Origin of the sequence: Pseudogemmatithrix spongiicola (assembly GCF_030623445.1) — a bacterium.
GTDB classification, from domain to species: domain Bacteria; phylum Gemmatimonadota; class Gemmatimonadetes; order Gemmatimonadales; family Gemmatimonadaceae; genus Pseudogemmatithrix; species Pseudogemmatithrix spongiicola.
Map to the genome: position 1 here is coordinate 1,003,807 of NZ_CP130613.1, position 22,798 is coordinate 1,026,604.

Below are 22,798 nucleotides of genomic sequence, written 5' to 3' on the forward strand. Positions count from 1 at the left end.
GGAAGGCCGGTGCCGGCGGCGATCCCCACGCGGAGGTCCGGATGTTTGTCGGCATCGATGTGGCGAAGGCGACCGTCGTGGTCGCGCTCCATCCGAGCGGCGAGACGTGGACGACGGGCACGAGCGCCAAGGAGTTGCGCGCGCTCGCGCGGCGCCTCGCGGCGCTGCGGCCTGCGCACGTCGTGCTCGAGCCCACCGGCGGCTACGAGCTCCCCGTGCTGATGGCCCTCGGCGCGCAGGCCCTGCCGGTGAGCCTCGTCGCGCCGGCGCGCGTGCGCGAGTACGCGCGCTCGCACGGGCAGTTCGCGAAGACCGACGTGCTCGACGCGCGGATGCTCGCGCGCTTCGCGGCCGAGCGGCCCGTGCAGGCCGTCACGCTCCCCGACGCCGCGCACCGCACCCTGATGCAGCTCGTCGCCCGCCGGCGCCAGCTCGACGAGATGCTCGTCGCCGAGCGGCTGCGCCTCGACCAGCAGCGGCTCTTCCCCGACTCGCCCGTCGTCGCCGACATCGAGGAGACGATCGCGTTCCTCGAGGCGAAGGGGCGCGACCTCGACCGGCAGCTCCAGGCCCACATCGCCGCGCACCCGCAGTGGCGCGAGACGGCCGCGCTGCTGCGCAGCGTCCCCGGGATCGGCCCCGTGACGGTCGCGACGCTGCTCGCGTTCCTGCCCGAGCTCGGGACGCTCTCGCGCCGCGAGATCGCCGCCCTGGTCGGCGTCGCGCCGCTCGCGCAGGACAGTGGCGCCTGGCACGGCCGGCGGCACATCCGCGGCGGTCGCGCCGACGTCCGCCGCGTGCTCTACATGGCCGCGCTCACGGCGGCGCACCACAATCCCGCGCTCAAGGCCTTCTACGCGCGGCTGCGCGCGCGCGGCAAGACGGCGAAGCAGGCGCTCACCGCCTGCAGCCGCAAGCTCATCGTCGTCTGCAACACGATCCTCAAAACGAAGCAGCCGTGGCAGGCCCCGAGGCCCGCCACGGCATAACTCCTCACCTTCGAGACACGGTTGCTTCGTGGTGAACGCAGTTCGCATCGCAACCTGCGGAACCGCGCCACGCGGGGTAAATTCCCGCTCATGTCGCTCGCCCTCGCGCGGAAGTATCGCCCCCGGAAGTTCGCCGACGTGGCCGTGCAGTCGCACGTGGCAAACACGCTGCGCAACGCGATCCTGACCGACCGTGTGGCCCACGCGTACCTGTTCTGTGGCCCGCGCGGCACGGGCAAGACCACGTTGGCCCGCGTGCTCGCCATGGCCCTCAACTGCGAGCGGCGCCGGGAGGATCGCGAACCCTGCGGGGACTGCCCGTCCTGCCAGCGCGTGTGGGGCGGCGGGGCCTCGCTCGACGTCGTCGAGATCGACGCCGCCTCGAACCGCGGCGTCGATGACGCCCGGGACCTCCGCGAACGCGCGATGTATGCGCCGTCGGGGGAAGACCGCTACAAGGTCTACATCATCGACGAGGCGCACATGCTCACGCGCGAGGCGTGGAACGCCCTCCTCAAGATCCTCGAGGAGCCGCCGCCGCGCGTCGTGTTCGTGTTCGCCACGACCGAGCCGCAGAAGATCCAGCAGGCCGCGGCGCCCGTGCTGTCGCGCGTGCAGCGCTTTGACCTGCGCCGCATCGGGCCCGCCGATGTCAAGCTGCGCCTGGCCACCGTGCTCACGCAGGAAGGCATCGCGGCGGACGACGATGCCCTGGGCATGCTCGCCCGCGCCGCCGACGGCTCGATGCGCGATGCGCTCTCGCTCACCGACCAGGTCCTGTCGCTTGGCGAAGGCGCCGTCACCGCGCCCCGCGTGCGCGATGCCCTCGGCCTTGTGCCCGAGGACGAGCACCTCGCCCTGCTCGACCTGGTCATCGAGCGACGCGCCGGCGACGTGTTCGCCGCCGTGCAGCGCCTCGCCGACCACGGTGTCGATTTTCCCGTGCTGTTGAGCGAGTTCGCCGAGATCCTGCGCGCCCAGCTGGCGGTGGTGCTCGGGGGGCAGCTGCCCGATGTCTCGGAGCGGCTGGCCGAGGAACTGCCGAAGCGCGCGACGCACTTCGCCGCGGGCGACCTGCTGCGCATGCTCTCCCTGCTCGTCGAGACGGAGCCGCAACTCAAGCGCTCGGGGCAGCAGCAGCTGCTCTTCGAGACCCTGTTGGTGCGCTGCGCACTGCTCGACCGCACGGTGCAGATCGAAGAACTGCTGCGCGGCGGCGGGGCAGGAGGCGCGCCCTCCGGCGGATCGCCGCGCAGCGCATCGGGCCCATCGGCGGGCGCGTCGGCGGGCGCCGCCACGGCCCGTGCCCCGATGCGTGCCGCGCCGCCCGTCGCGCGCGACGCTGCCGCGCCGAGCCGCGCGGAACCTGCGAGCGTGGCCGCGCCGCCGCCGCGCCCGGCCGCGCTGCGCGAACGCCCCGTCGCCGCGGCCCCGACCGTCGCCGACGTCGCCGACGTCGCCACGCAGGTTGCGGCGCCGACGGCACTCGAGATCAATCGCGTGGTCGAGCACTGGGACGCGATCGTCGACGGCATCGTCCGCGACGGTCGCGCGCTGCTGGGTGCGGCGCTCGGACATGCGACGCCGACCGCCGTCACGGCGGCGGGCGTCGTCACGCTCATGGTCGACGCCGAGGCGCAAGCCGACCTCATCGTGCAGCAAGAGGCGGCCATCCTCGCCGCGCTGCGCAAGCGCTTCGATCCCGTGACGCGGCTCAACGTGCAGGCCGCGGCCGCCGATGCCGCGCCGCGCCGGCTCAATGAGCGGGCCGTGAAGGCCGACCGCATGGCCATGCTGCGCAAGCAGAGCCCGCTGCTCGACGCCGCCGTCGATGCGCTCGACCTCGAACTGCTGGACTGACCGATGACCGACTTCATGAAGATGCTGCAGCAGGCCCAGCAGATGACGGGCAAGCTGCAAGAGGTGCAGGACAAGCTCGCCAAGGCCACGGTCACGGGCAGCGCCGGCGGCGGCATGGTGAAGGTCGAGGCCGACGGAAAGGGCATGGTGAAGCGCGTGTCCATCGATCCGTCCGTCGTGAATCCCGCCGATGTCGAGATGCTCGAGGACCTGCTGGCCGTCGCGCTGCAGGAAGCGCAGCGCAAGGCACGCGAACTCGGTGAGGAAGAGATGAAAGCCGTCGCGGGCGGCCTCGGGTTGCCCGGACTTGGCGGACTGCCCTTCAAGCTCCCGTTCTGAGCGACGCGTGTCGGCCATCGACGATCTCGTCTCGGAGCTCTCGCGCCTGCCGACCATCGGGCGCAAGTCGGCGCTGCGCCTGACGTACCACCTGCTGCGCCAGCCTGGCGAGCAGAGCCGCCGCCTCGCCGCCGCGCTGATCGCCATCGTCGAGAAGGTGAAGCCCTGCGCGGAATGCGGGAACCTCACGGAGGCCAGCCCCTGCGCGCTCTGTGCGGACCCGCGGCGGGATCGCAGCATCATCTGCGTGGTCGAGGAGGCCTCGGACATCCCGGCCATCGAGCGTACGGGCGAGTACCGCGGGCTCTATCACGTGCTCGGCGGGCGTCTCGCGCCGCTGGACGGCGTCGGGCCCGAGGATCTCGCGGTGGCGCAGTTGGTGCGCCGCGTGACGGCCGGCGGCGTTCGCGAGGTCATCCTCGCGACGAACCCCAAGCTCGAGGGCGAGGCCACCGCGCTCTATGTGCAGGAGCAGCTGCGGGACGCCGGTGTCACCGTGAGCCGCTTGGCCCGCGGGCTGCCGATCGGCGGGGACCTCGAGTACGCCGATGGCGTGACCATCGTGCAGGCCCTCGCGGCGCGGCGGGCCATGTGAGGGCGCGGCACGCCTTCGCGCTCGGCCTCGCGCTCGGCGCCGTCGGGGGCTACGTCTGGTGGACGCGCGAACAGGCGCGCCATCGCCAGGCCCTCTATCACCGCACGCCCCTGCGGCGGCTCGCCGCGCTCGGCTGGCTCAGCGGCCAGGCCGGATCCGCAGATGCAGTGCTGCTGTTGCGTGAGTACCTTGAGTGGGAGCAAAATCCGGTATTGCAGCGCCGCGCCCGGCGCCTCCTCGCACGCTTCGAACACGCCCTCGCATAGGACGGGACGATGGCCGTAGGCTCCGCTAGCTGGTCCTTCACGGAAGAAGACTTCGGCGCCATCACGCGCGCGCTGCAGAAGTTCCTGGGCGAGACCAACGCCCGCTGCGCGCTGCTCGTGGACCGCTCGGGCCAGCTCGTGGCCACGGTGGGCGAACAGCCGACCTTCGACCCGACGGCCTTCGCGACGCTCACGGCCGCCGACTTCTCCGCCAACGACCAGCTCGCCCAGCTGATCGGCGAGACGGACTTCAATTCGCTGTTCCACCAGGGCGAGAAGGAATCGATGTACCTCGCCGACGTGGCCCGCCGCGTCATCCTCGTGGCGCTCTTCGACAACCGCACGACGCTTGGCCTCGTGCGCCTCAAGATCAAGGACACGGTGAGCGAACTGACCAAGCTGTTCCACGAAGTCTTCCAGCGCGGCAAGTCGGCCACGCAGCAGCCCGGGCTCCTCGCCGGCGCCGACGACGAAATCGACCAGCTGTTCGGATAAGGAGAACAGCCATGTCGATGATCAACTACGCCTCGCGCGAGATCAACTGCAAGATCGTCTACTACGGTCCGGGTCTCGGCGGCAAGACGACGAACCTCGAGCATGTCTACGGCAAGGTGAAGCCGGACACGCGCGGCAAGCTCATCTCGCTGGCCACGGAGACCGAGCGCACGCTGTTCTTCGACTTCCTGCCCGTCGACCTCGGGACGATCCGCGGCTTCAAGACCCGCTTCCACCTCTACACGGTGCCGGGCCAGGTCTACTACAACGCCTCGCGCAAGCTCATCCTCAAGGGCGTCGACGGCATCGTGTTCGTCGCCGACTCGCAGGTCGAGCGCATGGAAGCGAATCTCGAGGCCATGCAGAACCTCTACGACAACATGGCCGAGTACGGCTATGACCTCACGAAGATGCCGTTCGTGATCCAGTACAACAAGCGCGACCTGCCCAACGCGGCGCCGCTCGAGGAGCTGCAGGCGACGCTGAACCCGGGCTGGGAAGTGCAGGAGCCGGAGCGGCAGAAGGTGACGCCCAACCAGTTCCGGCCCGGCGAGAACATCATCGAGCAGAACGCCGAGGGCGTCTGGGTGGAACGCGCGCACTTCTTCGAGGCCGTCGCGGTCACGGGTGATGGCGTGTTCGACACGCTCAAGGCGGTGTCCAAGCTCGTCCTGAAGACGCTCGCGTAAGCGAGGGCCGCGGTGAACCTCCCGAACCTCATCTCTGCGGGGCGCATCGTCGCCGCGCCGTTCATCGCGGCGCTGCCGTTCGTCGACTCCGTCGGCGTGCGCTTCTTCGCCTTCGCGCTGTACCTGATCACCGCGATCAGCGACCACATCGACGGCAAGATCGCCCGGGCCCGCGGGCTCATCACCGATCTCGGCAAGATCCTCGATCCGCTCGCCGACAAGCTGCTGCTCCTCGGCTGCTTCGTCCCGATGTTCCTGCTGCAGGCGCCGGCCAACGACCCCCTGCGCCTGCTCTTGCCCGACACCGCCGAGGGTTCGGAACACTTCTTCGTGACCTTCGGACTCGGCCCCGTGTACTTCCCTTGGTGGGTCCTGGTCCCGATCGTCGGCCGCGAAGCGTTCATGACGTGGTTCCGCGGATTCGCGCAGGCCCGCGGTATCGTCATCGCGGCGCAGTCGCTGGGCAAGTGGAAGGCGGGGTTCCAGTACACGTGGATGGGTGCGGCGTTCGCGTGGTTCGCCCTGCGCCTGCTCTATGAGCGCAAGGGGTGGTGGGGCCTGCCGGCGGCCGACATCGGCGCGCGCGTGCTGGGTACGATCGGCGCGGTCACCATGATCGTCGCGCTGCTGCTCACGCTGATCTCGCTCGCCGACTATCTCGTCCGCCACCGCCGCGTCTTCACGACGCGCGCCTGAGCGCTCGATGGACGTCGAACTCGTCAGCATCGGCACCGAGCTGCTCCTCGGCTACACCATCGACACCAACAGCGCGTTCTTCGCGCGTGAGGCCGCCGCGCAAGGCATTCGCGTCGTGCACCGCGCCACGGTCGGCGATGGACCGGAGGAGATTGCCGCAGCCGTCCGCGATGCGCTCGCGCGCACTGGCGCCGTGATCACCAGCGGGGGGCTCGGGCCCACGGCCGACGACCTCACGAAGCCGAGCATCGCCGAGCTCTTCGGGCGTGGCATGACGCTCGACGAATCGATCCTCGAGGACCTCAAGCAACGCTGGGCGAAGCGCGGCTGGCCGGGGGAGTTGCCGGCCGCCAACCGCAATCAGGCGCTGATTCCCGCCGGCGCCGAGATCATCCGCAACGATCACGGCTCGGCCCCGGGCATCTGGCTCGAGGATGAGCAGGGGCGTTGGTGCGCGATGTTGCCCGGCGTGCCGCGCGAGTTCCGCGGCATGGCCCGTGAGCAGCTGATTCCGCGCCTCGTGGCGCGGCGCGGCGGTGCCGTCGGGCTCGTGGTGCGCTCGCGAACCCTGCGCACCACCGGCATCGCCGAGAGCAAGCTCGCCGACGAGATGGGCGAGCTCGCCAAGGATCCGCTGGGCACGCGGCTCGCGTACCTGCCCGGCTGGGAAGGCGTGGACCTGCGCGTGAGCGTCTGGAACGAGCCCGCCGACCGAGCGGCGCAGTTGTTGGACGACGCCGAACGCGCGATCCGTGCAAAGGTCGGCACCTGGATCTACGGCGTGGATGACGACGACCTCGCGGCGCTGGTCCTGCAGCTGCTGCGCGAGCGCTCGCACCGGATTGCCGTCGCCGAGAGCTGCACGGGCGGTATGCTCGGCATGCGGTTGACGGCGGTGCCGGGGTCCAGCGACGTTGTGGACGGCGGCACGATTGCGTATGCGAACCACGTGAAGGTCCGCGAGCTCGGAGTCCGGGAGGCGACCTTGCAGGCACACGGTGCGGTGAGCGAAGAGACGGCGCGCGAGATGGCCAGCGGCGTTCGCACGCGCTTCGGCGTGGAGGTCGGGGTGGGCATCACCGGGGTCGCCGGGCCGGGCGGAGGCACGCCGGACAAGCCGGTGGGCACGGTGTGCATCGCGGCGGATGTCGGCGGGCAGCTGCGTTCTGCGCGCACCACGATGGTCGGGGACCGCCATGAGGTGCGGCAGCGCTCCACGCAGGCGGCGCTCAATCTCGTGCGGCGCATGTTGCTGGTGCTGGCGCTGTGCGTCGCACCGGCCGCCTGCGCCTCGTCCGGTCGCGCATCGGCCGGGAGTGCCGCAAGCCCCGCTGTGGAGGCGAACCGTGTCTACACCGTCGCGGAGGTCACGCGGCAGGCGGAGGCGCGCTTTGGGCAGAATGCCTTGCGGTACCCGCCGGAGCTACGCATCCAAGGGCTGATCGGGCGCGTCGAGGCCGAGTTCATCGTCAACGCGCGTGGGCGCATTGAGCCGGAGTCCTTCGTGGTACTCTCGAGCACGCATGCCGATTTCACGCAGGAAGTGAAAGACGCGATTCCCACGCTGGAGTTCTTGCCGGCGCGCGTCGGTCGCACACCGGTGCGGGTGAGGATGCGGCTGGGCTTCGATTTCAAGCTCAGTGAGTTCGAGGGGGCGCGGCGCCCGGAGTGACGGCGCCCGTACGCTCGGGGGCCCGCCGAAACGTCCGTCCGCGCCTGCCGTAGGGAGGCCATGCGCCGCCGGTATCTGCCGATGCGGCAAGCATTTGCTGGCACGGCGGTTGCCCCCATGTCGGGCAAACGGCGAACTTTCCTCCCATGACTGACCACAGCACTTCCGATTTCGAGCAGTCGGCGCCCGCGCCTGATGCAGCGGCGCCAGGTGAAGCGACGGCAGAGGCCACTGCAGCTTCCGACGCCCCGACGAGCGATCCGCTCGCCGAAGCCGAGCGCGTCCTGGCGGAGCAGAAGGACAAGTATCTGCGGCTCTACGCGGAGTACGACAACTTCCGCAAGCGCGCCGTCCGCGACCGTCAGGACGCCGAGAAGATGGGCATGGGCGCGGTCATGAAGGGCCTGCTCGAGACGCTCGACGACCTTGGCCGCGTGGCGCACATGACGCCGGAGGGCGCGGATGCCAAGAGCGTGCTCGAGGGCATCGCGATGGTCGAGAAGAAGCTGCTCAAGTCGCTGGCCGGGCACGGGCTCGAGGTCGTGGATCCCCTGAATGCGCCGTTCGATCCCGCGCTGCACGAGGCCATCACGACCGCTCCCGCGGCGAGTGCCGACGAAGACCACACGGTCGCCGTCGTCTACCAGGTGGGCTACGTCCTCAACGGCACCCTGCTGCGTCCGGCGCGCGTCGTCGTGCGGCAGTGGAACGGGTGATGGCGCAGAAAGACTTCTACGCCGTCATCGGCGTCTCCAGCAGCGCCACCGCCGACGAGATCAAGAAGCAGTATCGCCGGCTCGCCAAGCAGTATCACCCGGACACCAACAAGGGTGATGCGAAGGCGGCCGAACGCTTCAAGGAGATCTCGGAGGCGTACAACGTCTTGGGGGACGCCGAGAAACGGAAGCAGTACGACGAGATGCGCCGGCTGGGGGCCTTCGATCCGTTCGCATCGCGCGGCCCGCGGCCTGGTGGCGCGCGCGCAGGCGGCGCTGCCGGCGGCGCGGCTGGCGGCGCCTACAGCCAGAGCGGTCCGCGGATGGAGGAGTTCGACATCGGCGGGCTCGGCGGATTGGGCGATCTGTTCGGCTCGATCTTCGGGGGCGGTCGCCAACAGCGGCCCAGCGGGCCGGAGCAGGGACAGAGCGTCGAGACCACGCTCGAGGTGCCGTTCAAGGTGGCGGCGCTGGGTGGCAAGGTGCCCATCACGCTCGATCTCAACGAGGAGTGCGGCACCTGCAACGGCAGCGGCGCGGCGAAGGGCGCGTCGCTGAGCGTCTGCACCGAGTGCGGCGGGCGCGGCCAGATCTCGTTCGGTCAGGGCGGCTTTGCCGTGAACCGGCCGTGCCCCGCCTGCCTCGGCAAGGGTCGCATCCCCAGCGAGAAGTGCGCGGCCTGCCAGGGCGCGGGCGCGAACCGCACCACGAAGAAGGTGCTCATCAATGTCCCGGGCGGCACCGAGAGCGGCTCGAAGATCCGGCTGAAGGGGCAGGGCGGCCGCGGCGTGCGCGGCGGCCCCAACGGCGACATCCTCATCACCTTCCAGGTGAAGCCGGATCCCGACTACGAGCGCGATGGGCTCGACGTGATCCTGCGCCAGCGCATCAACCTCGCGCAGGCGACGCTGGGCTCGAAGGTCAGCGTGCTCACGCTCGACGACAAGACGATCACCATCACGCTGCCAGCCGGCACGCCGAGCGGGAAGCGCTTCCGCGTGCGCGGGCAGGGCATCGAGAAGGACGGGCAGCGCGGTGACTTGCTCGTCGAGATCCAGCTCGCCGTGCCGGAGTCGCTTACGGCGGAACAGCGCAAGTTGATGGAGCAATTCGCGAAGGCCGCGGGCCTCGAGTACTGAGCGGTCGGCCGGGCGCTCGTCAGTACTCCCACCGGAAGCGCCAGCCTCGTGTCGGTGGCGGCGGTTCGCACACGGGCTCGCCATCGCCCCTGCCGCCCGCGAAGGCGGCGCCGTCGAGGCTGACGGAGATGCGGCAGCTGGCGGTGACGGACGCGTGCGTCGCAACCGCACTCCAGGCGCTGTCGCCATGCAGCGCGATGCTGACGCTCACTCCTGACGACGTCGCGTACTCCGTGCGGTCGAAGGCCGCAGCGAAGCGCTGGCTGTCCGCGAAGAACGTCTCCTGTGCCGCGACGAGATTGCGCAGGTCCGCCCGCATGGTGGCGTAGTAGACCTTACTTCTCGGCGCGGGCGGATAGGGGTCGATGATGAGCGCGAGGATGGTCAGCAAGCCGACGAGCGCCGCAAAGGCTTTGGCTACACGCACGGGTCGCTCCACAGGGGCGGGGTACTGTCGGTCCTCACGACGAGCGACACCAAGCTGTCGGGCGGCATCTCGCAGAAGCGTGCAAAGGCGACGCGCTGGCCATCCGCGAGGTCGTGGTATTCGAACGGCACGACGCGTCCGTTGCCCAACTGCAGGACGCGCTGCTGTGGCGGCCGGAGGCGTGCGACGAAGAAGGCATCGCGCGTGACGAGCAGGTAGTCGCGGCGTCCGTGGTGTTCGACCCAGGCATTGCGCGTGCGGAGCACCGGCGAACCCGCGACGTCAACGAACAGTCGTCGGGACTCCGGCATGGCGATGCCGCGTTCTCGCGCGGCGTCACGGCCGAGCGGGCGCGTGCGCGGGGCTGTCGGCAGCGTCGTGGGCCGCACATGGTCGGTGCCGGCGTTCGGTGTCGCGGCAGCACTCGGCCTGCGCCCGGGGTCTGGTTGAGTCCACGACCGATACACGCCCGTCGCGTAGTTGCCGCCGACGGCGAGCGCGATGAAGATCAGCACGACCGTGCCGAGCACGGCCAGCATGTCGTAGAGCCAGCGGAGGAAGGCCATCGCCGCCTACGTTCGGAGCGGGAGCGGGGACTGTCAACCGCCCCCGCTCCCGCGCGGCCTGCCGCGCCTGCTGCTACAGCGAGAAGCGCAGGCCGGCCACGACGCCGTCGGCCTGCGGTGCATCGCCGTCGTCGAGCGGCGTCCACTCTACCGAGGCGCCGCTCGTGAGCGCGCGGTGCACCAGTGCCTCGATCTCGGCCGGGTGCGCGCGCCAGGCCGTATCCGAGAAGATCAGCTCGGCGATCGCCCCGACCTCCGCCGCGCGCTGCGCCCGTTCGAATCCCAGTGCTGCCCGCCCGCGCGCGGCCGCGGCGTCGCGCAGGTCGGCGAGATGCGCCGCCTGCTCGCGCTGGCGCATCGCCCGCAGTGCCTCGCCGATCTCCGGGATCGCGGCGTCCGCTGGGCCCATGCGCAAGGTCGCGACGACCGCCGTGCGGTCGGCGAGGGCGCGTGGCAGCGCCGCCACGAAGCGTTTCACGGTCTCGACGGCGCCGCCCACCACGACGGGCAGCGCGTCCTCGGCGAGTGCCGTCACGCGGCGTACGGTGGTCACCAGGAGTCGCTCGCTGGCGTCGCGCCGCTGGCGTTCCGCCTCGTCCGCACCCGCACGACCATGCGTGCCGCGGTGGAATCCTGGCGCCGGGCCCGCGCTCATGTGCGGCCCCACGTCACTCACGCGGTCCGCCTCCAGCTCCACGATCGCGTCGACCACGCCGTCGTGGTACAAGCCGAGCCGCGCGCGCGCGCGATCGATTTGCACGAGCAACGCCGACTCCGGCTCCGCCGCCCGCAGGAAGGGCACCACGCGCGGCCCGATGTCCCATGCGGCCGATGTCTCCACGCGCGGTGGTGTCTCGATGACCAGTTGTGCGCCGGCGGCCGTCCGGAAGAACGCCCAACCCTGACGCCGCGAGCGGTGCTCCGCCGACGGCATCGCTTCGATCAGCTCCGCCAAACAGCCTTCGAGGGCCTCGCGTTCCGCGACCGGCCGCTCGGTCGATGGCTCGCGGAGCCGCTCGATGGCCTCCCGCAACCGGAGCGCCACCGCGCGGCCTTCCGCCGGGTCGGCGGGCGCCGCCTCGAGATAGACGCTGAGCGTGGGCGCGTGACGGTTCGCGGCGAGGAACTGCGCCAGACTTGGCCAGGCCGACATCGTGTGCTCCTGTCAGAAGGGCTACTCGCCAATCTGCGGCGCCGGCGCGCGCATGCTATCGGATGTTTCCCCCTATCGCGGTGCGGGATTGTGCGTCAGGGAGCTCCTCATGCCGCAGCTGCTGGCGCGGCCCGGAGGTCCGTCGCACATTCCGCAAATGCGACGTCTACGCGTGGGGCGCTGCGCGCCGCTGCGGCATCGAAGCTGGCGATTCTTCACGTCGCATGCATGGCGTGCAGCAGTTTCCAGCTCGCGGTCGACGCGCCGTCCCCCGCGGACAAGGTGCAGCTCTCGGTCCCCGGCGGCTTCGTGACACTGCGCGGGCAGCCGCACAGCGACCGCAGTCAAGCGGTGACCTGTCACGGCTCGAGTGTTGTTGGCCGGTTCGTCGGTCAGCGCGGCGACACGATTCTCCTGCGCGATGCCTACCTCGTGACGCCCGCGGGGGAGTCACCCAGTCTCTGCCGGTTCCGGATCAGCGGCGCGGTGTACGGCGCCGACGGCGCCACGCCCGCACTCGCCACGCGCCAGTTCAGTCCGCTGCGGACGATGCTGGTGGTGGCGGTCGTCGGGGTGGTGGCGGTGACCATCGCCAACGCCGAGTGGGAGTACGCCCCGTCCTCGGGCAGCGGGAGCGGATGTACAGGCGTCCTCTGCCAACGCCTCGCGCCCGCCGCGCTGTCGCCTACGTCTCGAGCGTCGCGTCCACCGACATCGGTACGCGCAGCGCCTTGGAGATGATGCAGTTGACCTTGGTCGCCTCGGCGAGCTCGTGGAACTTCGCGCTGCTCAATCCCGGCACCTTGGCCTTCGTCGTGAGCTTGATGTGCACGATGGCCATGCCGCCGTCGACCTTGTCCATCTGCACTTCGGCGGTCGTGTCGACATACGCGGCGGCGAATCCCGCCTGCGAGATGCCGAGATTGAGTGCCATCGAGAAGCAGCCGGCGTGCGCGGCGCCGAGGAGCTCTTCCGGATTGGTGCCGGGTGCGCCCTCGAAGCGCGTGCCGAAGGAGTACTTGCCTTCGTAGGCGCCGCTGCCGAGGCGGAGGTGCCCGGTGCCGACCTTGAGTTCGCCTTCCCACTTGGCGTGTGCCTTGCGCGTGATCATTGGACTTGCTCCGCTGGGGGTGCTGGGGACTGCGGGGATGCAGAAAGATACGGCCTGGGCCGTCGCTTGCGTCCCCTTCTCGCGGGCGCGAGGAATAGCGCAGCCACGAACGCGTCCGTGCTCTACGCGACGATCGGGACGCGGGAAGGGTCGTACCTCGTCATCTCGGGCCCGCAGTTCGATAAAGCGAATACTGTCGTGCTGTTCGGAAGCCTCGGCCTGATGTACCTCCTGCTCAGCTCCGCGATAGGGGGCGTAGCTGCGGGCATCGCGCTTGGCGGCTGACGCGCCTCGGCGGCAGGCGCTACGCGCTACGCCGCCTGAATGGGCAGCACGCGCTTGCTGGCCGCGATGATCCCGCCGCCGAGCACGAGGCCGGCGGCATCGTAGAGCACGACGCTCTGCCCCGGGGAAATCGCATACGCGGGTTCGTGCAGCAACACCTCGAAGCGATCGCGTGTGGCCACGACAAGTGTGGCGGGCACCGGTGTCGCACGGTGCCGGATGCGCACGAGCACCTCGCTGCCGTCTGCGGGTACGCGCGCTGCGAGCCAGTTGACATCGGTGGCGCTCAGCCCGCGACCGAGCAAGGCCTCGCGTGGGCCGACGACCACGGCGCGATCCTCCGGCCGCAGCGCCACGACGAACAGCGGCTCGCTTGAGCCGCCCGGCAATCCGCGCCGCTGCCCGATGGTGTATCGCGCAAAGCCCTTGTGCTCGCCGACGACGCGTCCGTCCAGTGTCAGGATCGGGCCCGGCGTGAGTGACGGGGCGTCGGCGGGCAATTCGCGCTCGAGGACCTTCACGTAATCACCGTCGGGCACGAAGCAGATTTCGTGGCTCTCCGGCTTTTCGGCCGTGAGCAGGCCCAGCTCGCGCGCGATCGCACGCGTCTCGGGCTTGGTGAGGTGCCCCACGGGGAGCAGCATCCGCGCCACGACCTCGCGCTCGATGCCCCACAGGAAGTACGTCTGGTCCTTGTTGTCGTCCACGCCGCGGGCAAGCTGCCCGTCGATGATGCGGGCGTAGTGCCCCGTCGCGATGAACGGCGCCTCGATCGCGTCGGCCTTGGCGAGTAGGTCGCGGAACTTGGTGAACGTGTTGCAGCGCACGCAGGGAATCGGCGTGCGGCCGGCGGCGTACTCGGCCACGAAGTCGCTCACGACGTCGCGGCCGAAGGCGTCCTGCAGGTTGAGCACGTAGTGCGGGATGCCCAGCGATTCGCAGACACGACGCGCATCGTTCACGCTGTCGAGCGAGCAGCAGGGGCGGTCGGGGAGGTCGCCGCCGTCGTTGAACAGCTTCATCGTCACGCCCACGACGTCGTAGCCCTGGCGCACGAGCAGCGCGGCGGCGACGGAGGAGTCGACGCCGCCGCTCATGGCGGCGAGGACGCGGGGGCGGGGCGATGACGCGGACATAGACTAGGAATATACCCGGGTCGGGGAGCGGGTTCCGGAGCGGATCGCAAGGCAACGGCGGTCGCGCGCCCGCGCGTCCCCTAACGGCGCTCCCACGGGCGTGGCACATTATCGCAGACTCCTCCAAGGCCCTCTTGCATGCGCCGCGCCAGCAGCAGCCGTCACGCCGGGGATATCTGGCTCGGATCGGGCGCCGATGCGTCCCTCACCGAGCTGCTCGACCGCGCCCGAGCCCTCCGGGCGAGTGACGTGCACATCGCACCGGGCTTCCCGGTGTTCGCGCGCATCGACGGCAAGCTGCAGGCGATCACCGACCAGCCGCTGACGCTCTCGACGGCTCGGCACTTGGCCACGGCGCCGCTCAGCGAACGCCAACGCGCCTCGCTGCAGGACGACCTCGACGTCGATCTCATGTGCATCGACGACCAACAGCAGCGCTACCGCGTGAACATCGCGCACGCGAACGGTGCGGTCGGCGCCGTCATCCGCCTGCTGCCGCTGGCGCCAATGCCGCTCGCCGACCTCAAGCTGCCGCTGGCCGTCGAGATCGCGACGCAGCGTGGCAAAGGCTTGGTCCTCATCACCGGCAGCACCAGCCAGGGGAAGACTACCACGATGGCGAGCATGATCGACGCCATCAACAGGCGCGACCGCCGGCATATCGTCACGATCGAGGATCCGGTGGAGTACGTGCATCCGCCCGGCCAATCCCTCGTGCGCCAGCGCGAAGTCGGCCGCGACACGCAGTCCTTCGCCACCGGCCTCCGTGCCGCGCTGCGCCAAGACCCCGACGTCCTACTCATCGGCGAGCTGCGGGACTTCGAGACCATCGAGATCGCGCTCCGCGCCGCCGCCTCCGGCATGCTCGTCATCTCCACCCTGCACATCGTGTCCATCGAGCGCATGATGGACCGCCTGGTCGCCTACGCGCCGCCGGGGCGCGAGAACCTCGTGCGCTCGATGACTTCCGAAGTCCTGCACCTCGTCGTGCATCAGGAGCTGCTGCCCACGCTCGACGGCGGCAAGCGCGTCGCGGCCGAGGTGATGGTCGGCACGCGCGCCATCCGCAACCTGCTGCGCGGTGGCTCCGAGACGCAGTTGCGCTCGGCGCTCATGTCCGGAAGCGCCGCCGGCATGGTGACGATGCAGGCCTCGCTCGATGCGTTGGTCAACGAGGGCGCGATCGCGGAGTCGATCCGCGACGACGTGCTGAAGAACTATGCGGCCATCAACTGAACGGCGGCTCGTCGACGATCCCGGCCACCGCGCGATGCTGGCCGAGGCGCTGGGACCAGATTATGAGCTGGGGCCGATGGTGGGGCAGGGAGGCTTCGGCTGCGTGTACGAAGCGAAGGACCTCCGGCTCGGGCGGCGGCTGGCGGTGAAGGTGATCCGCCCCGACCTCGCGGGCGCGTCGGCCTTCGTGAAGCGCTTCCGGCAGGAAGGCGTGGCAATGGCGCGTCTGCGGCATCCGTCCATCGTGCCCATCTACGACATCAAGGAAGCGGGCGCGCTGATCTTCTACACGATGCCGTACATCGACGGACCGACGCTGGCGGCCAAGCTCGAGCGGCGCGGCGCACTGCCGCCGAAGGTCGCACAACGCGTGCTCATGGAGCTCTGCGATGCCGTTGCCGCCACGCATCGCGCCGGCATCCTGCACCGCGACATCAAGCCATCGAACGTGATCCTCGAGGGCGCACTGGAGAAGGTGTTGCTCATGGACTTCGGTGTCGCGCAGGTGACCGGGGCCGGCTACGACACCGAGAGCGGTCAGGTCCTCGGCACACCGACGTACATGTCGCCCGAACACGCGGGCGGCGGACACGTCGTCGACCAGCGATCGGACATCTATTCGCTCGGCGTCGTGGGCTACCACTTGCTGACGGGCCGGCCGCCCTTCAGCGGCGACACCCCGATGGCGATCGTCGTGCAGCACATGTCGAACGATCCCGTTCCCATCCGGCGCATCAATCCCTCGGTGCCCTTCGAGATTGCCGATGCCGTCGAACGTGCGCTGCGGAAGTCACCCGACGACCGGCATCAATCGGTGATGGAAATGTGGGAGCAGCTGAGCCGTGCGACGTTCTTTCGCGAGGTGGACGAGCCGCTGCCGCCGGAGCCGCCGCGTGCGGTGGGGCGCCTCAGCGTGCTCGCGACGTTCGTCAGCCTGATGCTGCTCGGCATCGCTTGGGCTTCCGCCCAGCGCTTGGCGATGGACGCGAGCGCGTTGGCCCCGTGGCAGTGGCTCGTCGCGGCGACCGGCTGCGCCCTGCTCGCCGTCGTGCTGTCGCCCGTAGTGCGTGCATCACTGCGCGACTACCGACCGCGCTGGGCGTTCTGGAAGCGCTAACACCACCGCCCACCACAGCACGACTCCGCTGCCCCCGACGGCTGCCGCGATGCCAAGTCCGCGGCTGTCGAGCAACGGCCATTCGACGCCCGCACCTCGAGCGATCAGCGCTCCGGACATCGTGGCCGCCGCGGCGTGATGCAGCCACCACGCCGCTGATGGAACCGCGGCGAGCAGCTGCCGCTGCGCCAAGGCGCTGAGGAACGGACCGAGAATCAAGAAGTGAATTGCGCCCATTGCGACGTCGTGCGTGAGCGGCACGATGCCCGTCGCGACCACGACGAGACCGCCCGCCGCCGCGTACCAGGGCAGTGCAAAGACCGGGCGGTCGACGCGACGCGCGACGGCGAGCCAGTAGAGCGAGTGCAGCGCGAGCCCCACACGCGCGACGGCGGTCGGCCAGAGTCCGAGGGCCAGCGCCGAGAGCGTACCGGTGAGGAGGCTGCCCCACGCCAGCCGCTGCCGGAGGCCGAACGCCGTGACGGCGCCCGGTGCGACCACCAGAAAGAGCAACGCCGTGAGAAAGCTCTGCACGGCAGCCGCTGCGAACGCAGGATCGCTGCGCAGCGTCCGCGCGATCAACGGAATGCAGGCCAGCGCCAGCAGCGTCCCCGGCAGTACGGCGACCATGGGATCGTCGTGCTGCCGCGCCGCACGCGCGATGCGCCACGCGGCGACGATCCACAGCCCGCCGACGATCGTCGATCCTACGATTCCGAGCAGCCCGTAGCCACGCTGGATGAACCCAAGCGTCGCGATGACGGTCGCGATCGCATACAGCACGCGTTCCCAGCCACGGAGCGGAGCCGTCTTACTCGACGATTCCCATGCGAGCCACGCCAGCGGCACCAACACGGCGTAGTAGCCGAGGTGCGAGTGCGCATGGCGGAGGTTCGGAAATGTGAGCGCCGCAGGGAGGGCGAAACCGACGCCGGCGAGGAACCACCGCAGCCAGAATCCCAGCGCGATCGTGCCGAGCAGCGCCGCCAGCACGATCGCGCGCCGCCGGTCGCGCGGGCGGCCGTCCGCCATTCAGCGACCGTCGGGGTTGGCGCCCGAGCTCCGGATGCGCGGCCACATCCCGAGGAAGAACACCGCGAGCCCGAGGACTTGCAGCGCCGCCGCGCCAACGATCGCGGCGCGCCAGGCGCTGCCCGTCGTGTCACCGAGCCACGATTCCAGCACGACGCGCGTCGCCGTGCCGCCCGCGATGCCCCACCACGCGATCTCCGCGAGCACAGGCTTGTAGCGGGCATCGCCACTGCGCGCGCGCGGGAACATCCACAGCGCCACGCCGGCAATCATCATCAACACGAAGCCCACCAGCAGCGCGTGCGTGTGGGCGCTGCGCAGGCGCCAGGCCGTCGGGATCCCGAACTCGCGGCCGAGCAGCATCCAGAATCCCAGCGCCAGCCCCACGAGGAGGAAGGCGATCGCCGTCTTCAGGTAACGGCGAACCAGCGGGTTCACGCGACTCCGCTCAAGCCTCGCGCCTTCGCAATCAGCGCCGGGAACAGCTCGGCCACCCGCTCCACGTCGGCCGCCGTGTTCAACGCGCCGAACGAGATGCGGATCGCCGCGTTGGCGAGGTCGGCGCGCACGCCCATCGCGCTCAACACGTGCGACGGCGTGATGCTCCCGCTCTGGCAGGCGGAGCCGCTGGAACAGGCCACGCCCTGCAGGTCCAGCGCCATGAGCAGCGATTCGGAGTCCGTGCCGGGTACCGAGATGCTCAAGATATGCGGCGCCCGCGGTGCCCCGCGGCCGTGCACCAGCGCGTCCGGGATGCGCTCCAGCAAGCGCGCTTCCAGGCGGTCGCGCATCTCCGCGTTCGCCTTCCAATGCGCCTCGCGCTCCTCGAGCGCGAGCTCCATCGCCCGCGCGAGGCCGACGGCGGCGGCCACGTTCTCGGTGCCAGGGCGGCGCCCGCGATCCTGCGACCCACCGAAGAACAGCGGCTCCAGCGGCGTGCCGCGACGGATGAAGAACGCACCGATGCCCTTCGGGGCGCCGAGCTTGTGGCCGCTCACGCACACGAAATCGAAGGGAATCGTCTTGGCGTTCACGTCCACCTTGCCGAAGGCTTGCACGGCATCCGTGTGGAACACCGCACCCGCGGCCTTCGCCTGCTGCGCCAGCTCGGCGATCGGCTGGATCACGCCGGTCTCGTTGTTGATCCACATCACCGAGACGAGGGCGGTGTCGCCCGCGGTGATCTTGCGCGCCGCATCGGCGAGGTCCACCGTGCCGTCCGCCTGGACGTTCAGCAGGCGCTCCTCGGCCCCTTCCTTCGCCGCCTGATGCACGGCCTGCAGGACCGCCTTGTGTTCGATCGGGCTCGAGACGACGGCCTTCTTGCCCTGCGCCTTGAGGATGCGCCAGCCGCCCAGCACGGCGAGGTTGTCGCCCTCCGTCCCGCCGGAGGTGAAGCAGATCTCGTCAGCGGCGGCGCCCAGGCATCGGGCGACGCGCTCGCGGGCTTCATCGAGCGCGGCGCGGGCCTCGCGGCCCCAGCGATGCGTGGACGAGGGGTTCCCGAAGCGAGGGCCATAGAACGGCGTCATCGCCTCCAACACCTCCGGTCGGACCGGGGTGGTGGCGGCGTGGTCGAGGTAGATGGGCTGGGGGGCCATTCCGGAAATATAGACCGGTCCTAGGGCAACTGCAGTTGGGAGTTGGGAGTGGGGAGTTGGAAGCCGTTGACTCACAACTCCCGGCTTCCAACTCACTACCTCTCATTCCAAGAACTGGACTTCGTGCAGCCGCATACTGGTCGCGTCGAATAGGAAAATGCGGTCCACACCGAAGATTGCGCAGTACTCCCGCAACTGCCGACGCGTGGGCGGGAATCGGGGGTCGGCGGCCTCGCCAGTCTTTACCTCCACCAGCAAGAGCTCATCGTCCCGCCGCACGAGCAGGTCGGCCCGCACGTCGAACTCCGCGACGCGGCCGTTGATATGCATGGTGCAGCGGCGCTGCGCTTGGCGCTCCACGATGACGTAGCCGCGGGCCGCCAACCAGCGCTCGGCATCCTCCTCTCCCTCGGACGCGATACCCATCCGCGTGTGGAGCAAACGCGCCTTCCACCAGCGGCGGACCTGCAGGGTCAGCAACACCGCCAGGCCGGCGGCGAGAACGGCGACCAGGGCGAGCAGGAGGGACGTCCGCATGGGTGGAGGCTAGATATTCGACACCGGAAGCGCCATTGTGCGTAGGGAGTCCAGCAATGCGCCGTCCCCTCATCCGCCCCCTGATCGCTCCACCGTCCGGCAGTCCGGTCGGGGCGCTCGTGAGCGCCCTCACGCATGTGCTGGTTGGCGTCGCGATCGTGGGGGGGCCGATCGCCGGCAAGGCGGTCCTCGACTCCTGGGACGAGCTGCCCGAGGGCCTGCGCTTTCTCGTGCCGCCGCCCAAGGCCCCTCCCACGATGGAACCCGCCCTGAACTACGCGCCTGGGGCGGGTGACGGTGGCACCTCGACAGCGACCGTGGAGCGCGACGACGGACAGCGCCGCGCCGGTGCCCGAGCGGCGCCGGCCAACGCGGGCGTCGACGCACCGGTCCCGACGCTCGACGCGGCGAGCGAGGCGGCCGCGATGAGCGCGATGCTCGCGACCTCCTATCAGCTACTCGAAGTCGACTCGGCCGCCACGCGCGATCCATCGAGCGCGGCGCCATTGTATCCGCCGGACCTCGAGACCCGCGGCATCGAAGGCCACGTCATCATCCGCTTCGTGGTGGATTCGACCGGGGTCGTCGACATGCGCACGATCCTCACCGTCGAGGCCACGCACGCGGCCTTTGACCGTGCCGTCCGCGACGCGCTTCCGCTCATGCGCTTCCGTCCCGCCAAGGTCGGGAACAAACCGGTGCGCCAGCTCGCTGAACAACTGTTCCGCTTCGAGATCCCGCGCACCGTCCCGTAGGTCCCCGTATGCATCGAGAATCATCCCGCTGGCAGTCCGCCGAACGCGGCCACGCCGAGGCGGTGGCCGCGCTGCTCGTCGCGGCGTCGCTGGTTCCAGACCACAAGTGGACTGAGCCGCTCGGCCCCGGCCGCTGGTCGCCCGCACAGGTGCTGCTGCACATCGAGCAGAGCTATCGGCTCGGCGACGCGGCGCTGCGTGGCGGGCCGGGCATGCGGGTGCTGGCGCCGAGCCTCATCGCGTGGTTCGGGCGCAATGTCATGCTGCCGCTGATGACGCTTACCGGCCGATTCCCGCGCAACGCCCCGGCGCCGCGCGAAGTACGCCCTGACGCGGCCACCGCGCACGCCATCCCGCGGCTCGAGCTCACGACGCGCGTGCAGGCCGCCGCCACCCAAGCGCTCGGTACGCTGCGCGAGGTGCTCGCGTCGGGCGCCCGAGCGCGCGTGACGCATGCCTACTTCGGCGCGCTCACGCCGTATCAGACGTTGCGCATCCTCAACGCGCACACGCGGCATCACGCCAAGCTGCTCGCCCCGCCGAAGATCGTCGGGAAGTCGCAGCCCTGCGTGCCGGAGCTGGAGCAGATCGGGGTCTAGGCCCCGGTCGCGCTACTTCTTCTTCGCGGCGCGCGGGGCGGCGCGTTTCGCGGCGGGCTTCGCCGCTCTGGTGGCGGCCTTCTTCGCAGCGGTCTTGGCCGTGGGCTTCGCGCGTTGCCGCGGATCCAACGCCGAGTACCAGGCGAGGTGCGCATCCAAGGGCACGCGCCGGATCGCCTCGGCCACGACATCCAGCGCGAGGTCGTCCGTGGACTTGAAGCGAATGCAGCTCTTGCCCATGTCGAGCTTCTTGCCCTTGGGCCAGGCCTTCTTGATCCAGGCCTCGCCGGCGCTGCCTTCCGCGTACGCGGTCATGAGGTACAGCGAGCAGTGGTTCTTCTGCGACGCGAGGCAGATGTAGGGCAGGGGTTGCTTCGGGTCGCAGTGGTAGCCGAGCGGGAAGACGCGGTGCGGCACGTACCAGCCGATCATGCCGTACTGCATGCCTTCCTCGACGCGCGCGTCCACGTTTGCGCGGATCACGTCCGCGACCGCTTGGATCGTCGCGCGACGATCGGCCGGGAGTTCCTGGAGATACTGCGCGACCTTCTTCGCCTTGCTCTGCATGCTGCGCTCCGGTTGGCTACCTGCGCCAGAACCTCGCCAATTCGAGGCCGCCGCGCGAGAGCACCAGTTCGCCGCCCTCCAACCGCCACCAACCTCCGCCGCCCATCACCTCGGCGTAGCGCTTCTCGCGGGCCATCACGGTCGAGTCGGCGCACATCTTCATGGTGAGCGCTGCCGGCTGCGGCGCCAGCGTGAGCCCGCGGAGCACCGCGCGGCCGGTCCAGCGATTGCAGCCCGCGTGGCCGAACATCGTCGGCTCGCTGAGCACGAAGCGCAGGGTCGGTTGCTGCTCGCGCGCGAGGTCGCCGATGCGGACGCCGTCGAGTGCGCCGAGCTGCCAGTCGCCAATCGCGATGTACGCCGTGACGGTCGTCGCCTCACAGGCCTCGCGGCGGTTCACGACGGCGAAGGAATCCACCACGAAGGTCTCGACCTGCGTGCCTTCCTCGGCGCCGGCGCGGACCTGGAGCCGTCCCACCGCATCCACGAGGATCGCGGCGCCCGTGCCGAGGTTCTGCTCGCGATGCGCGCGCTGCAGGCGGATGAAGGCCGAGTCCCCGGCGACGGGGAACTGGATGCCGCCCTCGCAGGAGACCAGGGTCGCGGCGTCCGCCATGTAGCGGAACTCGCCGCGGATGCGCGCCGGGGCTTGGAGATCGGACGGCATCGAAACGCGCACGAGCTCGAGCGGTTGCTCGCTCTCGATCGGCGAGCCGTCGCGGGCCAGCGTACGCAGCGTGAGCGCGCCGGTCATGGCGAAGCGGCGGGGCACGCTGTCCGTTCCGTAGAGCGCGACCACGGGCACTGAGTCTCGCGAGAGCGACCAGCGGCCCACGCGGACGCTCGCCGTGGCGTTGCCCTCGAGATAACGCTCGCGCAGGCGGTACGAGCCGTCGGGGTGCAGCACGAGCCAGGTCTCGATGCCCGCGCAGTCTGCGCAGGGCAGGGTGCCGGCGAAGCCGGCGGGGCGCGTGAGGCTGGGCAGCGAGTCGCCCGCTTCGAGGCGACGGACGCGCTCGCCGGGTAGCTCGGCGCTGGAGACGTCGGCGCCGCAGGCTACGCTCGTCAGGAGAACGAGGAAGCCTAGGGCAAGGCGGCTCGAGAAGAGGCGGGATGTGCGCATTGAGGGTACAATCTCACGGGTTGCCGGCTCGGCGGGAAGCGTGGGGCCTATCCGTTCGGTCTCGGCGAGCGCCGTATCCTGCGTTCGGGGAGTGTGT

At 70.1% G+C, this 22,798-nt stretch carries 28 protein-coding genes; 17 read left to right on the plus strand and 11 right to left on the minus strand.

Annotated elements, in window-relative coordinates; genetic code table 11:
* Positions 1-41: 41 nt before the first annotated feature.
* The 11 genes from Strain318_RS04465 to dnaJ all read left to right on the plus strand — a co-directional run bounded on the left by Strain318_RS04465 (position 42) and on the right by dnaJ (position 9,456).
* Entirely contained in the window at positions 42-989 is a 948-nt protein-coding gene (locus Strain318_RS04465) for an IS110 family RNA-guided transposase (RefSeq protein WP_367887880.1), read from the plus strand.
* A gap of 90 nt (positions 990-1,079) precedes the next feature.
* Positions 1,080-2,849, plus strand: a complete 1,770-nt coding sequence (dnaX, locus tag Strain318_RS04470; protein WP_367887331.1) for a DNA polymerase III subunit gamma/tau — start codon at positions 1,080-1,082, stop codon at positions 2,847-2,849.
* Positions 2,850-2,852: 3 nt separating this feature from the next.
* Positions 2,853-3,188 carry a YbaB/EbfC family nucleoid-associated protein gene (locus Strain318_RS04475; RefSeq protein ID WP_367887332.1) on the plus strand — a complete coding sequence of 112 codons (336 nt, stop codon included), beginning with the start codon at positions 2,853-2,855 and terminating at the stop codon, positions 3,186-3,188.
* A 7-nt stretch (positions 3,189-3,195) separates the two neighbouring features.
* Complete coding sequence (recR, locus tag Strain318_RS04480; protein WP_367887333.1) at positions 3,196-3,783, plus strand: recombination mediator RecR; 588 nt, start codon at positions 3,196-3,198, stop codon at positions 3,781-3,783.
* A complete protein-coding gene (locus Strain318_RS04485; protein ID WP_367887334.1) occupies positions 3,780-4,049 on the plus strand; it encodes a hypothetical protein in 270 nt (89 codons plus the stop codon). The genes recR and Strain318_RS04485 overlap by 4 nt, the downstream gene beginning before the upstream one ends.
* Positions 4,050-4,058: 9 nt before the next feature.
* Entirely contained in the window at positions 4,059-4,544 is a 486-nt protein-coding gene (locus Strain318_RS04490; protein ID WP_367887335.1) for a roadblock/LC7 domain-containing protein, read from the plus strand.
* An 11-nt stretch (positions 4,545-4,555) separates the two neighbouring features.
* The gene (locus Strain318_RS04495; RefSeq protein WP_367887336.1) at positions 4,556-5,233 is read left to right on the plus strand and encodes a GTP-binding protein; all 678 of its coding nucleotides are present in this window, start codon (positions 4,556-4,558) and stop codon (positions 5,231-5,233) included.
* 12 nt (positions 5,234-5,245) lie between these two features.
* On the plus strand, positions 5,246-5,929 hold the full coding sequence (locus tag Strain318_RS04500) for a CDP-alcohol phosphatidyltransferase family protein (protein WP_367887337.1): 684 nt from the start codon (positions 5,246-5,248) through the stop codon (positions 5,927-5,929).
* Positions 5,930-5,936: 7 nt separating this feature from the next.
* Complete coding sequence (locus Strain318_RS04505) at positions 5,937-7,601, plus strand: competence/damage-inducible protein A (protein WP_367887338.1); 1,665 nt, start codon at positions 5,937-5,939, stop codon at positions 7,599-7,601.
* A 146-nt stretch (positions 7,602-7,747) separates the two neighbouring features.
* Positions 7,748-8,317, plus strand: coding sequence for a nucleotide exchange factor GrpE (locus Strain318_RS04510; protein WP_367887339.1), 570 nt, complete (start codon positions 7,748-7,750; stop codon positions 8,315-8,317).
* Positions 8,317-9,456 (plus strand): molecular chaperone DnaJ, encoded by a 1,140-nt coding sequence (dnaJ, locus tag Strain318_RS04515; RefSeq protein WP_367887340.1) that lies wholly within the window; start codon positions 8,317-8,319, stop codon positions 9,454-9,456. Before Strain318_RS04510 ends, dnaJ begins: the two co-directional genes overlap by 1 nt.
* A gap of 19 nt (positions 9,457-9,475) precedes the next feature.
* Here the strand turns inward: dnaJ and Strain318_RS04520 are convergent, their stop codons facing one another.
* The 3 genes from Strain318_RS04520 to Strain318_RS04530 form a co-directional block, all read right to left on the minus strand.
* Positions 9,476-9,883, minus strand: a complete 408-nt coding sequence (locus tag Strain318_RS04520; protein WP_367887341.1) for a hypothetical protein — start codon at positions 9,881-9,883, stop codon at positions 9,476-9,478.
* Complete coding sequence (locus Strain318_RS04525; RefSeq protein WP_367887342.1) at positions 9,874-10,449, minus strand: hypothetical protein; 576 nt, start codon at positions 10,447-10,449, stop codon at positions 9,874-9,876. Before Strain318_RS04525 ends, Strain318_RS04520 begins: the two co-directional genes overlap by 10 nt.
* Before the next feature lie 73 nt (positions 10,450-10,522).
* Positions 10,523-11,602, minus strand: coding sequence for a hypothetical protein (locus Strain318_RS04530; RefSeq protein WP_367887343.1), 1,080 nt, complete (start codon positions 11,600-11,602; stop codon positions 10,523-10,525).
* 228 nt (positions 11,603-11,830) lie between these two features.
* Here Strain318_RS04530 and Strain318_RS04535 point away from each other — a divergent pair, with 228 nt between their 5' ends.
* Positions 11,831-12,343 carry a hypothetical protein gene (locus Strain318_RS04535; protein WP_367887344.1) on the plus strand — a complete coding sequence of 171 codons (513 nt, stop codon included), beginning with the start codon at positions 11,831-11,833 and terminating at the stop codon, positions 12,341-12,343.
* Here the strand turns inward: Strain318_RS04535 and Strain318_RS04540 are convergent.
* Positions 12,288-12,713, minus strand: a complete 426-nt coding sequence (locus Strain318_RS04540; protein WP_367887345.1) for an OsmC family protein — start codon at positions 12,711-12,713, stop codon at positions 12,288-12,290. The genes Strain318_RS04535 and Strain318_RS04540 overlap by 56 nt on opposite strands.
* Positions 12,714-12,830: 117 nt before the next feature.
* Between Strain318_RS04540 and Strain318_RS04545 the strand changes: the two genes are divergently transcribed.
* Positions 12,831-12,998 (plus strand): hypothetical protein, encoded by a 168-nt coding sequence (locus Strain318_RS04545; RefSeq protein ID WP_367887346.1) that lies wholly within the window; start codon positions 12,831-12,833, stop codon positions 12,996-12,998.
* 26 nt (positions 12,999-13,024) lie between these two features.
* Here the strand turns inward: Strain318_RS04545 and mnmA are convergent, their stop codons facing one another.
* On the minus strand, positions 13,025-14,134 hold the full coding sequence (mnmA, locus tag Strain318_RS04550; RefSeq protein WP_367887347.1) for a tRNA 2-thiouridine(34) synthase MnmA: 1,110 nt from the start codon (positions 14,132-14,134) through the stop codon (positions 13,025-13,027).
* Positions 14,135-14,272: 138 nt separating this feature from the next.
* Here mnmA and Strain318_RS04555 point away from each other — a divergent pair, with 138 nt between their 5' ends.
* Positions 14,273-15,370 (plus strand): type IV pilus twitching motility protein PilT, encoded by a 1,098-nt coding sequence (locus tag Strain318_RS04555; protein WP_367887348.1) that lies wholly within the window; start codon positions 14,273-14,275, stop codon positions 15,368-15,370.
* A complete protein-coding gene (locus Strain318_RS04560) occupies positions 15,354-16,487 on the plus strand; it encodes a serine/threonine-protein kinase (protein WP_367887349.1) in 1,134 nt (377 codons plus the stop codon). The genes Strain318_RS04555 and Strain318_RS04560 overlap by 17 nt, the downstream gene beginning before the upstream one ends.
* Here Strain318_RS04560 and Strain318_RS04565 read toward each other — a convergent pair.
* The 4 genes from Strain318_RS04565 to Strain318_RS04580 form a co-directional block, all read right to left on the minus strand.
* Positions 16,443-17,519, minus strand: a complete 1,077-nt coding sequence (locus Strain318_RS04565) for a hypothetical protein (RefSeq protein WP_367887350.1) — start codon at positions 17,517-17,519, stop codon at positions 16,443-16,445. The genes Strain318_RS04560 and Strain318_RS04565 overlap by 45 nt on opposite strands.
* Complete coding sequence (locus Strain318_RS04570; RefSeq protein ID WP_367887351.1) at positions 17,520-17,957, minus strand: heme-copper oxidase family protein; 438 nt, start codon at positions 17,955-17,957, stop codon at positions 17,520-17,522.
* Entirely contained in the window at positions 17,954-19,120 is a 1,167-nt protein-coding gene (locus Strain318_RS04575; protein WP_367887352.1) for a cysteine desulfurase family protein, read from the minus strand. Before Strain318_RS04575 ends, Strain318_RS04570 begins: the two co-directional genes overlap by 4 nt.
* A gap of 102 nt (positions 19,121-19,222) precedes the next feature.
* Entirely contained in the window at positions 19,223-19,657 is a 435-nt protein-coding gene (locus Strain318_RS04580; RefSeq protein WP_367887353.1) for a YraN family protein, read from the minus strand.
* 56 nt (positions 19,658-19,713) lie between these two features.
* Here Strain318_RS04580 and Strain318_RS04585 point away from each other — a divergent pair, with 56 nt between their 5' ends.
* Both Strain318_RS04585 and Strain318_RS04590 read left to right on the plus strand, forming a co-directional pair.
* Positions 19,714-20,412, plus strand: coding sequence for an energy transducer TonB (locus Strain318_RS04585; protein ID WP_367887354.1), 699 nt, complete (start codon positions 19,714-19,716; stop codon positions 20,410-20,412).
* Positions 20,413-20,420: 8 nt separating this feature from the next.
* Complete coding sequence (locus Strain318_RS04590) at positions 20,421-21,011, plus strand: DinB family protein (RefSeq protein WP_367887355.1); 591 nt, start codon at positions 20,421-20,423, stop codon at positions 21,009-21,011.
* Positions 21,012-21,023: 12 nt separating this feature from the next.
* Here Strain318_RS04590 and Strain318_RS04595 read toward each other — a convergent pair whose 3' ends face one another.
* Together Strain318_RS04595 and Strain318_RS04600 are read right to left on the minus strand one after the other, a co-directional pair.
* The gene (locus Strain318_RS04595) at positions 21,024-21,578 is read right to left on the minus strand and encodes a DUF1801 domain-containing protein (RefSeq protein ID WP_367887356.1); all 555 of its coding nucleotides are present in this window, start codon (positions 21,576-21,578) and stop codon (positions 21,024-21,026) included.
* A 16-nt stretch (positions 21,579-21,594) separates the two neighbouring features.
* Entirely contained in the window at positions 21,595-22,701 is a 1,107-nt protein-coding gene (locus Strain318_RS04600) for a copper resistance protein NlpE N-terminal domain-containing protein (protein ID WP_367887357.1), read from the minus strand.
* Positions 22,702-22,798 lie beyond the last annotated feature (97 nt).